Raw genomic sequence first — 14,055 nt, 5'->3', positions numbered from 1 at the left:
AAAATTTTTTTTTGTGTTTTTGTTCGCAAATATTTTGTGTGGAAATTCTTTTCCCGGCCCTACTGCATTGAACAAAATTGTAAGCGATTTAATCTGGATTTATTGTTTTTATGCTTTGTCTTACGCCGGGTCATATCCTAAAAGGTAATATCTGTCGGCAAATAAGGCAGGTTTTGATATTGGTGAAAAAGATTGAGTGGTGTAATAAAGAAAGGGGCGCTGCTATTTGGCAGCGCCCTTGTATTTTTAATGTCTACGGGGTCCCTGTGCGCATCGTGCAGGTGGAGTGCAGTTTCCATGGCGATGCTTGTGCCTTTTATGATGAGGGTGGCACTTATGGGAGTGTGGGCGACAGTTGTCATTACTATCGCTGTCTGAGCTTCCGCCGGAGAAATAGATATCGTCAATTTCAATATCGCTGATATCTCCATCGACGCCCAGTAGTTCAAATAACTGAATAACATTTGACATATCTACCTCGCTACTGAAATCAGTAACGGGGATTGATATTTGGTGCCACTCGCCATCCCGCGCGAATTCATAAGGATCGGAGCCGCTGGCAAATTCAATCCACTGCTGGCCAATATCGCTGACGCTACCGCTCTTCATGCCAATCTTAAAGGTGGTTTCTGAGCTGGTTTTCAGGGCGAAATTCAGCGTTGCAGTATCATTATCGAAGGCGGATAGATCGTAGTAGCTGTCGGCAGTAAATGCCATTCCAAACCAGCCGGCCCCGGAGGAGTAATAGGAGAGGGATTCTTCACCTTCGAATGGGGTTTGAGTGGCCTCCAGCAGGGTGTCGCCCCAAATATACAGGTTGCCATCAGTTCCCAGTGTGAAAGTTGAATTGGCCTCTGTAGTTTCGGTGTAGAGAGAAAAGACATCGGTCGGGGCTGTTTTTTCCACACTTTCGCTAAAGTAGATGTCGTCAATGGACAGAACAAAATCTTCAGAGGCGGCATCACCTCGAATCATAAATGCCTGACTGATAGTGTTGAAGTCCACTCCCAATTTACTCAGGGGAATACTTACCTGATGCCATTCGCCATCGCGCTCCAGGCCGTAGGTACTATCACCATCCACCAAGTCTACCCAGGCATCTCCGCCACCAGTACTGGAAATACCAATGCCGATAGTTTGGCTGCTGGTGGTTTTCATTTTGAAATTGAGATGACCGTTTTCGTAGTTCATTAGGTTTAGGTCATAGTGCATCCAGAAACCCATACCGAACCATTCACCAGCGGTAATATCAAACTCGAGGGCTTCATCACCCTCGGCAGCTTCGGCGCTGACAGTAGCTGACATGCTGTTTTGGTTCCAGACATACAGCTCGGTATCGGTGCCAAGCTCCAGGGATTCGGCGAGGTTGCTACCCTCGGAAAATACGCCGATATCACCTGTTTTGGCAGTGTCTTCTGCCAGGGAGATTTCTGTACTGTAGCTGCTGTCGTCGTTATCGTAGATGCGAACATAGTCCACATACATTTTGGCGGGCATCGGTGCGGTGATTTCACTGTTAGCGTAAATCTCCGGGAAGACGCCACCTACCGCTAAGTTCAGGATCAGGAAGTGGTGTTGACGGAACTCGTCAAATGCGGGGTCTTCACTGCCGATGCTAATAATTTCATTGGCTTCGTCGTCGACCCACATGGCGATGCTATCCGGTGTCCAGGTCATACCGAAAATATGGTAGTCCTCAGTGAGGTCAGTGCTGGAGCCGAAGTCATCAACAAGGTTTTTCGATTGACCGTAGTCCGCCTGGCCGGTGTAATCATCGGATTCATGCCACCAATGGAAAGCGCCGGAAACTTCTGAGTTGACCGTGCCGGCATTGAGCGCGTCGGCCATGCCCGCCTCAAGAATATCCAGTTCGCCGCAAGCGGGCCAGCCCACTTGGCCGTAGTCGCCACCCAGCTGCCAGAAGGCGGGCCACAATCCGGCATCCAGGTCAGGTAATTTAATGCGGGCTTCAATGGTGCCGTATTTATAAGTCATACGACCTAGGGATTTCAGGCGGGCGGAAGTAAAACTGCCGTCGTCGTTTTGCAGTGCTTGAATAATAAGGTTGCCATCTTCGACATAGGCATTGGCGCTATCATCGGTGTAGGTTTGCAGCTCATTGTTACCCCAGCCTGAGTTACCCACATCGTAAGTCCAAACGGACTTATCAATACTGTTGCCGTCGAAATTATCTTCCCAGACCAAAGTTTTTGAATTGGCAAGTGAGGACACACAGGCGCCTACAATAGCAGCCGCGATCGCTGATTTTTTTAAATTCATGATTTTGTCTTTCTTTAATTATCTATGGGGGTGCCAACTTCATTGTATTTTTATAATGGCGGTGATCTGCCACGATGATTAATGCTTGTTGGGCTTGGGGATTTATCTGCTTTTTTATTGTGATATTTATATATTCAGTACAGCAGTAACAGACTAACAAAAAGCCGATTGTTGCATAGGGAAAGCCCGGGCCCTTTATCGTGAGACTGGTCCAGCTTATCGCATATACAAAATTTTTCTGCTTTAAAATTAGAATCAGCCAGTGCGTATTAATGTGTTTTTACATTGTTTACGTTTTTATTTTTAAATTTGTTGTTGCTTATTGGGTTGCCCGCTTGAAATTATTTGCTGATTTAAGACCCCTTTTAAAATTTAAATTCTAATTTGAAGGTGGGCCGGCGGCGGAAATTAGAATTGGCAATTTGGCTCCCATAGGTAGTTTTATTTTCTAGAGTGCTGCCGCCGCTTGCGAGCGCTTCGACAGCGTGAGGTTTATCTTTTGGTGTCGGCGCCGGTGTGCAGCCGGCGTGGATTGAGTTTTTAAAGGGGTTGCGGCTTCACCACTGAGGGGCGGTTGTATATTCGGTATGGGGCAGCTTACTTAGAATGGAATTTGCAAGATTGCCGCAGGTCGGCACCCAGAATAAGAGCCCGCTTCTGTGCTGTAATATTCGGTTGTGGCCCTGGAGCGGTTGAATAGGAAGAAACGGTGGAATACAGAGAGATAACTGAGCTTGCCGGAGAGTTGGGCGGGGAGCTGGAAAAGAGAGATTGGCGTGTGACGTCGGCAGAATCTTGCACCGGTGGTGCGATTGCGGCGGCTATTACCTCTATAGCAGGTGCTTCGAATTGGTTTGATGGATCGATCGTGAGCTATGCGAATCGCATCAAGAACGGTGTTCTGGGTGTCGACAACGATGATCTCAAGCAGTTTGGGGCAGTGAGTGAACCGGTCGCCCGGCAGATGGCTTGTGGGGTTCTGGCGATGATGGATGCCAATCTCGCCGTTGCGGTCAGTGGTATCGCGGGGCCTGATGGTGGCACTGCCGAGAAGCCGGTAGGTACGGTTTGGATTGCCTGGGCCCATGCGGAGGGGCAAGAGCCAGTGCAGATTGATGCGAAGTGTTTTCTGTTCAGTGGTAACCGGGCAGAGGTGCAATCGCAGACGGTCGTTGAGGCGATGAAGGGAATGTTAAGGATTGTTCGTGAGCACCCGGTTTGAACTTGTCCGCTGGGTCAATCTTTGTTCGTTTGCCCCGGCTTTAGGCTTCTTTTTGAAGTGAGGCTCACTCAGTCTGAAGCTGGTACTCAGTATATGGAATTACTGGTTGCCTATACAGTAATCCTTCGTTAAGCTTGCCACCACTCAATTCAGCTCAGAAATACGGGAATGGTCATGGATTCCAATAAAGACAAGGCATTAAAGGCGGCGCTATCTCAGATTGAACGTCAGTTCGGTAAAGGCACTGTGATGCGTATGGGAGACAAGGAGCGCGAGCGTATTCCTGCGATCTCCACCGGCTCCCTCGGCTTGGATGTGGCCCTGGGTATAGGCGGCTTGCCGCGTGGCCGTATCGTTGAAATCTATGGACCAGAATCTTCCGGTAAGACCACCCTCACCTTGCAGGTGATTGCCGAGGCCCAGCGCAAGGGTGGCACTTGTGCTTTCGTGGATGCAGAGCACGCCCTCGACCCTATCTACGCTGAAAAACTGGGTGTTAACGTCGATGAGCTGATCGTATCCCAGCCGGATACCGGTGAGCAGGCGCTGGAAGTTGCCGATATGCTAGTGCGCTCCGGTGCCGTTGATGTGCTGGTAGTAGACTCCGTTGCGGCCCTGACCCCGCGCGCTGAGATCGAAGGTGAGATGGGTGATTCCCACGTGGGCTTGCAGGCTCGTTTGATGTCCCAGGCTCTGCGTAAGCTCACTGGTAATATCAAGAACACCAACACCCTGGCGATCTTCATTAACCAGATTCGCATGAAGATCGGTGTTATGTTCGGCAGCCCTGAAACCACCACTGGTGGTAATGCCCTCAAGTTCTACTCTTCTGTACGCTTGGATATCCGTCGTATCGGCTCCGTTAAAGATGGCGATGAGGTGGTCGGTAACGAAACCCGAGTGAAAGTGGTTAAGAACAAGGTAGCTCCTCCGTTTAAGCAGACCGAGTTCCAGATCATGTATGGCGAAGGCATTAACATGATTGGTGAAATCGTCGATTACGGCGTGAAGATGGGACTGGTGGATAAAGCTGGGGCTTGGTACAGCTACAAGGGCGACAAGATTGGCCAGGGCAAGGCGAACGCTACCAAGTTCCTGCGCGATAACCCCGACATTCGCAACGAGATTGAAGGTCAGTTGCGTGCGCAGCTGCTCGGTGATTTAGTGCCTGCGACCCCTGAAGAGGCTGCGGAATTACCGGAAGAGTAAATGCCGTACTCAAAAGCGGATTTTTCCGCTGATCCAGCTCAAGCGCTTTTCAGCGCGGCGCTTGAGCTGTTGACCCGCCGCGAGCACTCCCGCCATGAATTGAGGCAAAAGCTCGCGGCAAAATTCCCCAGCGCCGATTTCGACACGCTTTTTGAGCGCCTACACGAACTCAACTATCAATCCGATCAACGCTTTGCCGAAGTTTTTGCCCGCTCCCGTGTCCAGCGCGGTCAGGGGCCGATGCGTATTCGCCATGAGCTACAGCAGCGCGGCGTGCGCGGTGAACTAATTGCCCAGGCGCTGGATCAGTTGGAAGTGGATTGGTTTGAGTTAGCTGCGGAAATGCTTCAGAGAAAATACCGGGCCCCTATGAGCGCAGAGCTTCCACGGGATCAGTGGATGAAGGAGCGAGCGCGGCGCCAGCGATACCTGGCTTACCGGGGCTTCCCCACAGATGCGATTAGCTGGGCGCTGGACGGCAATTAATCGGGCTTATACTCTGACTACTACCTGAATGACTGGTCGATAGGTTTCGGCCATTTTTCAGGTACAGAAAGAGGCTAAAAGAATAAGCGCGAGAACCCTATGATCCTGTCTATTGACCAGGGCACCACTGGTACCACAGCTTTTATCTTCGATAGTAAGGGCCACCTGATTGGTCGCAGTTACTCGGAAATTCCCAATCGTTATCCCCAGCCTGGCTGGGTTGAGCAGGATGCGGAAGAGATTTGGTCGGTAACTCTCCGGGTCTGTGCCGCAGCACTCCAGCGCGCTGGTGTTCGCGCGTCGGATATCACCGCAGTGGGAATTACTAACCAGCGCGAGACCACGATCGTCTGGGATAGGTATACCGGCGAGCCGGTTTTTCCTGCGATTGTGTGGCAGTGCCGGCGCTCGGCGGAGGTATGCCGGGAATTGGGGGAACTCGGCAGGTCTGATTGGCTGCGAGAGCGCAGTGGCCTATTGCTGGATGCTTACTTTTCCGCAAGTAAGTTGACTTGGTTGTTCCGCCGTAACCCGGATTTACTAACCCGAGCTCAAAATGGCGACCTGTGTTTCGGCACCGTAGATAGCTGGTTGATCTGGAAAATGAGCGGTGGCAAAGCCCATCTCACCGATCACACCAATGCCAGTCGTACCCTCCTGTACAACATAAAAGATAAAGCCTGGGATAGTGAGCTGCTGGATTTTTTCCAGTGCCCTGAATCCATTCTTCCAAGAATTCTACCGTCGGCTGGCCACTTTACCGATACAGACCCCCACGCTTTTCTCGGCACATCGGCTCCGATTTGTGGTGTTGCCGGGGATCAGCAGGCAGCACTGTTTGGCCAGGGTTGTACCGAGCCCGGTAGTATAAAAAACACCTATGGAACCGGCTGCTTTATGTTGGCTTTTGCCGGCGAGGATCGCCCGGAGCTTCCCCAGGGGTTGCTGGCTACAGTGGCCTGTGATGCACAGGGTAATCCGGCCTATGCCGTAGAGGGTTCAGTTTTCACAGCGGGCTCCGCTATACAGTGGTTGCGGGACGAGATGGGAATGATCCAGCAGGCGGTGGATACCGAAATTATCGCCCAGAGTATTCCTCATACCCGCGGCGTTTATCTTGTGCCTGCATTTAGTGGACTGGGTGCGCCGCACTGGGACCCATCGGCACGGGGGACTATTTGCGGCTTGAGTCGGGGGGCTGGTCGAGCTGAGGTGGTGCGTGCCACTTTGGAATCTATAGCTTACCAGAGTGATGAGCTGGCCCGCTTGATGGAGCAGGCCCTGGGCTTGCCGATTACCCATATGCGTGTGGATGGGGGTGCTTGCGCGAATAATTTCCTGATGCAATTCCAGGCGGACATTTCCTCTTTGCGTGTTGAACGGCCCCAGCAGATTGAATCGACGGCTATTGGTGCTGCGTTGCTGGCTGGTATTGGCAGTGGAACTTGGCGACCAAGGGAATTACCGGAGTGTTTGCAGGAAATTGAACGGGACTTTATGCCGGCAATGACTCAGGCGGAGAGGGAGCAGTTGTTGGCTGGTTGGCGGAGGGCGGTAAAAGCCTGTAAAGCTTTTTAGGCTGGACCGCCTATCCTCTTAGCGTAATAACCTAAGGGAGGGGTAGAGATGTCACATATCGATATGCTGGAGGAAACTGTAGCAACATTGGTCGATGGTCAAAGAGGCATCCTGGCTGCCGATGAGAGTGGCGGCACTATTGCAAAGCGCTTTGCCACGATTGGAGTGGATTCCACTGAGAAAAACCGGCGCGACTACCGTGCTGCGCTGCTGTCCTGTAAGGGGTTGGGTGAATGTATCAGTGGCGTTATTTTGTTCGAGGAAACTCTGGGGCAAAAAGATACTGAGGGCCAGCCCTTGCCCCAAGTCGCTGCGTTACAAGGGATAGTGCCGGGCATTAAGGTGGATAAGGGCAAGGGCCCCCTGCCTGGAGCGCCTGGGGATATGATCACCTACGGGCTGGACGGGTTGTCTGAGCGCTTGCAGCAATATAAAAAGCAAGGAGCTCGCTTCGCCAAGTGGCGTGAAGTCTATCCTATAGGCCATCACAACCCCACGCGCCTGGGGCTTACCGCAAATGCTGAGATGTTGGCCCGCTATGCAGCGGTATGCCAGGCCGAAGGGGTGGTTCCTATTGTCGAGCCAGAGGTTCTGATGGACGGTGAGCACGATATAGAGCGCAGTGCGGCGGTAAATGAGCGGGTTTGGCACTCTGTGTTCCACGCCCTCCACCAGCACGGGGTAATACTGGAACTGATGTTGCTCAAGCCCAGTATGGTAACCCCAGGTGCGGAGGCGGAAACGGCTGATCCTGAGCAGGTGGCTGAATACACCCTGCGCAGCTTGCGGCGAACGGTCCCCGCAGCAGTGCCGGGAATTAATTTTCTTTCCGGGGGGCAGGGACCAGAAGAGGCCACGGCCAATCTCAATGCAATGAATCAGCAAGGTGGTGGCCCCTGGCAGTTGAGCTTTTCCTATGGGCGCGCACTACAAGAGCCAGCACTCGCTGCTTGGCAGGGGCGCCCGGAGAATGTTGAGGCAGCCCAGGAAGCGCTACTTAAACGGTCCCGCATGAATCATTTGGCCATGCTGGGCAGGTACCGCGAAACCCTGGAATAGCGATTAGCTAGCAAAATAATAATCAATAAGGAGATTGCAATGGAGTTTGTCACCAGGGGAGTGACGCTGTATTACCGGCGCTGGTGGGTAGAAGAAGCTGTGGGTGTAGTGGTTATATCCCACGGGTTGGGCGAGCACAGTGGGCGTTACAGTGAGCTGGCGGAAGATCTCAATCGAGCAGGGTACAGTGTCTATGCCTTAGATCATTATGGCCACGGATTGTCGGATGGGAAGCGCGGGGATATTGAGGATTTTGCACTTTATAGTGAGGATCTAAATGAATTTATCTCTTTGGTAAAAAGTGGAAACCCCGGGCTTGGGATGCATCTTCTTGGCCACAGTATGGGAGCTGTTATCGCCTGTGGCTGTGCTATTCGATATAAATCTGTCGACAGCTTAAATCTTTCTGCACCGGGCTTTCGCGGTAAAAGTGAGCCCAAAGGCCTTCTGTTATGGCTCGCGCTATTTTTGGCTCGCTGGCTTCCGGGGTTGGCTCTTTCCAATCAGATAAATAGTCAGTGGATATCTCGTAGTCCGGATGTGGTCAAGCGGTATGTCAGTGATGAACTTGTACATCACAGTATCTCTCTGCGCTGGTTTAAGACTTTTTTGCAGGAGCGGGAGTTTTTATCTGGCCGGTTGGATGGGATATCCATGCCTTGCCTTCTGTTATTGCCGGAATCAGACCATATTGTCGATGTGGAACTCAGTCGCAAGTGGTTTGGGCAGGTGGGGTCAAAAAACAAGCAATTACACTGTTTCTCAAGGTCTTACCACGAGGTATTTAATGAAATAGAGGAGGGACGTTTAGCCCGGGAGCTGCTACTTAGCCATCTCAATTCTGTTTCAGTAGAGACTGCTTCTGTCATATAAGGGTAAAAAAGCGCAAAGCTAACAGGTGGCGCAGCAGAAGCTATGGCGAATACCGTGTAAAAGCGTATGAAGCATTGTATGATACGCGGTCATTTTTGCCCATCGGAAGTATTACCGAGGGAAAATAGTGGGGTGGAACATGGATAAAAAGTTGCTGAGCCTGTTGGTATGTCCGGTGAGTAAAGCGCCGCTTGAATACCGGGAGGACACACAGGAGCTGGTCTGCAAGGCCAGCGGTCTAGCCTATCCGGTGCGGGACGGTATACCGGTAATGCTGGAATCTGAAGCGCGGCAGCTGACAGCCGAGGAAAAGCTGGAAAAGTAAACCAATGGGTGAACCCAGCGTTTTCAGTCAAATTATCTCGGGAGATATCCCTGCTGAGATGATCTACGAGGACGACCAATGTGTCGTTATTGAGGATCGCGCGCCACAAGCGCCGACCCATCTCCTCATTATCCCACGCAAACCCCTAGTGAATTTATCCGCTGCTCAGGCTGAAGATAAATCCCTGCTCGGCCACCTTATGTGGCTGGCGGCAGAACTGGGGCGCAAGCTGGGGCTCGAGGGCTATCGACTGGTAGTTAATAACGGTCGAAGCGCAGGTCAAACCGTATTTCACCTGCATGTTCACCTGCTTGCCCAAAAAAGAATGCCCGAACAGGGGCTGGCACAGTAGTGGAACAGAAGTGACACCGTGTCACTGACGCCAATCAAATAAAACTCAACTAACGAAGTGGAATTACGCCGGATGAAAAGCGCACAGATTCGCGACGCCTTTCTGAATTATTTTGCTGAGCAGAGCCATGCCATTGTGCCCTCCAGCTCCCTGGTTCCGGGCAATGACCCGACGCTGTTATTCACCAATGCCGGCATGGTGCAGTTTAAGGACACCTTCCTGGGGCAGGAAAAGCGTTCCTACAATCGCGCCACCAGTTCGCAACGCTGTGTACGTGCAGGAGGCAAGCATAACGACCTCGAAAATGTCGGTTATACCGCACGTCACCACACGTTCTTTGAGATGCTTGGTAACTTTAGCTTCGGCGACTACTTCAAGCGCGAAGCGATTCGCTTTGCCTGGGAGTTCCTGACCAAAGTATTGAACTTGCCGGAGGAGCGTCTTTGGGTAACCGTACATATCAGCGATGATGAAGCCGCTGATATTTGGTTGAAGGAAATGGGGGTGAGTGCCGAGCGCTTCTCCCGTCTCGATGAGGATAACTTCTGGCAAATGGGTGACACTGGTCCCTGCGGTCCAAGTTCTGAGATTTTCTACGATCACGGTGCCGATGTGCCCGGCGGCCCTCCCGGTTCCGATAATGACGACCTCGATCGCTATATCGAGATCTGGAACCTGGTATTTATGCAGTATGAGCGCACCGCTGATGGTGAACTGCACCCACTGCCCAAGCCCTCAGTGGATACCGGCATGGGGCTGGAGCGTATTGCCGCTGTAATGCAGGGAGTACACTCCAATTATGAAATTGACTTGTTCCAAGCGCTGCTGAAGGCGGCGGGAGAAGTGGTTGGCTGCAGCGACCTGGAAGAGAAATCCCTGCGAGTGATCGCCGACCATATCCGCTCTTGTTCATTCTTGATTGCCGACGGCGTAATGCCTTCCAACGAAGGTCGTGGATTTGTACTTCGCCGCATTATTCGCCGCGCAGTGCGCCATGGCCACAAGCTTGGGCACAAAGACACCTTCTTCTACAAGCTGGTAGAAGCGCTCGCCGAGCAGATGGGTGACGCATACCCGGAGCTGCGTGAAAAGCAGCAGGTGATTGAGAATGCGTTGCGCAAAGAGGAAGAACAGTTTGCGAAGACTCTGGATAAGGGAATGGCGCTGCTAGAGGATGCCCTGGCTTCCCTCGAAGGCAGTGAGATCCCCGGTGAGTTGGTATTTACTCTGCATGATACTTACGGCTTCCCGACAGACCTAACCCAGGATATTGCCCGTGAGCGCGGTCTATCCCTGGATATGGATGGATATGAAGCTGCTATGGAAGCCCAGCGTCAGAGAGCTCGCGCTGCCGGTAAATTTAAACAGGACTATACCGATGTCCTCGAACTGGAAGGGGCTACAAAGTTTCTCGGTTACAACGCGACCGAGGCAACAGGCAAAGTGTTGGCCATCGTTAAAGGTGGTGAGCAGGTTGAACGCTTGGAAGAAGGTGAAGAGGGTGCAATTGTTCTGGATCGGACACCCTTCTATGCAGAGTCCGGTGGTCAGGTAGGTGATAGTGGCTATTTGAGTTCCGGTGATGCCCGCTTTGAAGTGCGCGACTGCACCAAGCAGAGCGCGCACCATTTGCATACTGGTAAGGTGTTGAAGGGGGGCCTCGCTGTGGGCGAAACCCTTGAGGCAGTCGTATCTGCAGATGTTCGACAATCCACCGCCCTGAATCACTCTGCAACCCATCTATTACATGCCGCCTTGCGCAAAGTGCTGGGCGAGCATGTTACCCAGAAGGGCTCCCTGGTGGACTCGGAGCGCCTGCGCTTTGACTTCTCCCACCCCGAAGCTGTAACTGCAAAGCAGTTACACGCGATTGAGTCCCTGGTTAATAGTCAAATTCGCGCAAATACCCCAGTTGAAACCCACGAAACCGATATTGAGTCTGCAAAAGCGATGGGCGCTATGGCTCTGTTTGGCGAAAAATACGGCGATACTGTGCGTGTACTTTCCATGGGCAAATCCGATGACAAGGCTTTTTCCGTTGAGTTGTGTGGCGGTACTCACGTGAAGCGCACCGGTGATATTGGTTTGATTCGCATTGTTGGGGAAAGCGGCATTGCTTCCGGCCAGCGTCGAATCGAAGCGGTTACTGGCGCTCACGCAATGTCTCTGTTCGATCAGGCACAGCAGCGTCTGGAGCATGTAGCGACTCTGCTTAAGGCGCGTCCGGACTCCTTGGCTGACAAAGTTGAACAGCTGCTGCTTAACAATCGAAAGCTGGAAAAAGAGATTGCCCAGTTAAAAACCAAGTTGGCCAGCGGTGCTGGCGGAGACCTTTCCGCTCAGGCCATTGAGTTGGCGGGCTTTAAGCTGCTGGCAACCTCTATTGACGGAGCTGACCCCAAATCACTGAGAGATTTGGCGGATCAAATGAAGAACAAGCTAGGCAGCGGCGTGGTGCTGCTGGCAGCTCCGGGCGATGAAAAGGTGGCTTTGGTTGCCGCAGTTACCCAAGACCTGACAGATCGGCTTTCTGCTGGTGACCTTATGCGCTTTGCTGCCGGGAAACTGGGCGGTAAGGGTGGCGGTCGAAAAGACATGGCCCAGGGTGGTGGAACCGATGTATCTGCGCTCCCTAATATGCTGAAAGAAGTGCCAAATTGGATAGAGCAATCCTTAAACTAGTTAAGTTTTGTCAAATTAGTGGTCTGAATTCGTAGTTGAGTTGATTTCGCAGAGGTTTGGTGATTAAGTGCGCGCCTGCACGAGTTGGGCAGGAAGCGTACTTATTGTGGAGCTAAGGAAACACAGTAAGTTATGAGTTTGTTCGTGCAGAAGTATGGCGGGACTTCAGTTGGCTCAATTGAGCGAATTGAAGCTGTGGCCGATAAAGTCGCCGCGTTTCGCGCTCAGGGACATGACATGGTTGTCGTTTTGTCTGCCATGAGTGGTGAAACTAATCGCCTGATTGATCTCGCTTATCAAATCCAGGAAAAACCAGACCCCAGAGAATTGGATGTTCTGGTTTCCACAGGAGAGCAGGTCACAATTGCCCTTTTGAGCATGGCTCTGAAGAAGCGTGGTTATGACGCCTGTTCCTACACGGGTGGGCAGGTAAAAATTCTTACGGATAATGCTCATACCAAAGCTCGCATTCAAAGTATCGATGTGGAGCGAATGCGCACCGATCTCGATGAAGGCAAAGTCATAGTTGTGGCTGGTTTTCAGGGAGTGGATGACGATGGCAATATCACCACACTTGGGCGCGGTGGGTCTGATACGACGGGTGTGGCGTTAGCTGCGGCGTTAGATGCTACCGAGTGCCAGATTTATACCGACGTGGACGGGGTCTATACCACTGACCCTCGAGTGGTCGACAGTGCACGCAGACTCGATCGAATCACATTTGAAGAAATGTTGGAAATGGCCAGTCTTGGCTCCAAGGTTCTGCAGATCCGCGCCGTAGAGTTCGCCGGTAAATACAAGGTTCCCCTGCGCGTACTCTCAACTTTTGAAGAGGGTAACGGAACCCTGATTAGCCTGGATGAGGAAGATAACGATATGGAACAGCCAGTTGTATCCGGTATCGCGTTTAATCGCGATGAAGCAAAACTGACAATTCGCGGAGTGCCGGATACCCCTGGGGTTGCATGCCGAATCCTGGCACCGGTCGGCGCTGAAAATATCGAAGTCGACGTTATTGTTCAAAATATCAGTGCTGTCGATGGCACGACTGATTTCACCTTCACTGTTCACCGCAATGATTTAGGTAAGGCTCGTGATGTTTTAGAGCGAGTTTCTGCGGAACTTGGTGCGCGAGAGGTGATCACAGACGACAAGATCGCCAAGGTTTCTATTGTTGGCGTAGGTATGCGTTCACATGCAAATGTGGCAAGTCGTATGTTTAGTGCCCTGGGTGAAGACAATATCAATATCCAAATGATCACTACTTCTGAAATTAAGATCTCAGTGATTATTGACGAACGTTATTTAGAGTTGGCTGTTCGGGCGCTGCATAGCGAGTTTGAGCTTTCAGACAAAGAAAGGTAACGAGATTTTATAGCCGGCCTGCAGGCGGAAAAAACAACCAATTACAATTCAGTGGCTCGACGTAGCATGCAACCTGTTGAGATTTTGTTCGACTGGTCAATACTGAAGAGTGTGAAGGTTAGTTTTTAGCCTTTTGTGCACCGCCATCCGGTTATGATGACCAAGTAAGAGCAGTTCCAGGGGAACGCCGGCTGCTCTTTATCACAGGATGATCAAGGAGAAGTAGGTAATGTTGATTTTAACCCGCCGAATTGGCGAAACGCTGATGGTTGGCGACAATGTCACGGTTACCGTGCTGGGGGTGAAAGGCAATCAGGTGCGTATTGGTGTCAATGCCCCTAAAGAAGTTGCCGTGCACCGTGAAGAAATCTATCAGCGCATCCAGCGCGAAAAGCAATCCTCCGAGGAGGGTGGCAACGAGTAGTGAAACAGTTCCCTAAAAAAGGCCGGCTTTCCGGCCTTTTTTATTTTGTGCTGTAGATATTTTCACCGGTGACTTTGGCGGAAAAGTCTTTTTTTTGAACGTCTTGCCCATTTCCTGTTCGAGAAGACAAAAAAGTGCAAAAAGTTATTGATTCCCCATTGCTTTTTGCCGAGCCGTTGGTATTATGCCGCCCACTTTCA

Annotated in this window: 12 protein-coding genes; 11 read left to right on the top strand and 1 reads right to left on the bottom strand. The window is 51.6% G+C overall.

All coding sequences use genetic code 11. The features are described from left to right. Positions 1–246: 246 nt before the first annotated feature. A complete protein-coding gene (locus ACJJIM_RS14375) occupies positions 247–2,280 on the bottom strand; it encodes a glycoside hydrolase family 16 protein (protein WP_444911310.1) in 2,034 nt (677 codons plus the stop codon). A gap of 709 nt (positions 2,281–2,989) precedes the next feature. Here ACJJIM_RS14375 and ACJJIM_RS14370 point away from each other — a divergent pair. The 11 genes from ACJJIM_RS14370 (at position 2,990) to csrA (ending at position 13,855) form a co-directional block, all read left to right on the top strand. Continuing rightward, on the top strand, positions 2,990–3,502 hold the full coding sequence (locus ACJJIM_RS14370; RefSeq protein ID WP_444911309.1) for a CinA family protein: 513 nt from the start codon (positions 2,990–2,992) through the stop codon (positions 3,500–3,502). A 174-nt stretch (positions 3,503–3,676) separates the two neighbouring features. Further along, positions 3,677–4,711, top strand: a complete 1,035-nt coding sequence (recA, locus tag ACJJIM_RS14365; RefSeq protein WP_444911308.1) for a recombinase RecA — start codon at positions 3,677–3,679, stop codon at positions 4,709–4,711. Continuing rightward, positions 4,712–5,197: a regulatory protein RecX gene (locus ACJJIM_RS14360; protein WP_444911307.1), complete on the top strand. Its 486-nt coding sequence runs from the start codon at positions 4,712–4,714 to the stop codon at positions 5,195–5,197. It abuts the gene before it with no gap. 99 nt (positions 5,198–5,296) lie between these two features. After that, complete coding sequence (glpK, locus tag ACJJIM_RS14355) at positions 5,297–6,775, top strand: glycerol kinase GlpK (RefSeq protein WP_444896478.1); 1,479 nt, start codon at positions 5,297–5,299, stop codon at positions 6,773–6,775. Positions 6,776–6,823: 48 nt separating this feature from the next. Beyond that, the gene (locus tag ACJJIM_RS14350) at positions 6,824–7,834 is read left to right on the top strand and encodes a class I fructose-bisphosphate aldolase (RefSeq protein WP_444896479.1); all 1,011 of its coding nucleotides are present in this window, start codon (positions 6,824–6,826) and stop codon (positions 7,832–7,834) included. A gap of 39 nt (positions 7,835–7,873) precedes the next feature. Continuing rightward, positions 7,874–8,707 carry a lysophospholipase gene (locus ACJJIM_RS14345; protein WP_444911306.1) on the top strand — a complete coding sequence of 278 codons (834 nt, stop codon included), beginning with the start codon at positions 7,874–7,876 and terminating at the stop codon, positions 8,705–8,707. A 139-nt stretch (positions 8,708–8,846) separates the two neighbouring features. Then, the gene (locus ACJJIM_RS14340; RefSeq protein ID WP_108734085.1) at positions 8,847–9,032 is read left to right on the top strand and encodes a Trm112 family protein; all 186 of its coding nucleotides are present in this window, start codon (positions 8,847–8,849) and stop codon (positions 9,030–9,032) included. 4 nt (positions 9,033–9,036) lie between these two features. After that, positions 9,037–9,384: a histidine triad nucleotide-binding protein gene (locus ACJJIM_RS14335; protein ID WP_413662882.1), complete on the top strand. Its 348-nt coding sequence runs from the start codon at positions 9,037–9,039 to the stop codon at positions 9,382–9,384. 72 nt (positions 9,385–9,456) lie between these two features. Continuing rightward, complete coding sequence (alaS, locus tag ACJJIM_RS14330; RefSeq protein ID WP_444911305.1) at positions 9,457–12,066, top strand: alanine--tRNA ligase; 2,610 nt, start codon at positions 9,457–9,459, stop codon at positions 12,064–12,066. A 132-nt stretch (positions 12,067–12,198) separates the two neighbouring features. Beyond that, positions 12,199–13,431, top strand: a complete 1,233-nt coding sequence (locus ACJJIM_RS14325) for an aspartate kinase (RefSeq protein ID WP_413662880.1) — start codon at positions 12,199–12,201, stop codon at positions 13,429–13,431. 229 nt (positions 13,432–13,660) lie between these two features. Next, positions 13,661–13,855: a carbon storage regulator CsrA gene (csrA, locus tag ACJJIM_RS14320; protein WP_091391203.1), complete on the top strand. Its 195-nt coding sequence runs from the start codon at positions 13,661–13,663 to the stop codon at positions 13,853–13,855. Positions 13,856–14,055 lie beyond the last annotated feature (200 nt).

It is taken from the genome of Microbulbifer maximicatervae (SeqCode) (assembly GCF_052467615.1).
Note: the sequence above shows the minus strand (reverse complement) of the source record. Positions and strands in the feature narration are given on the sequence as shown.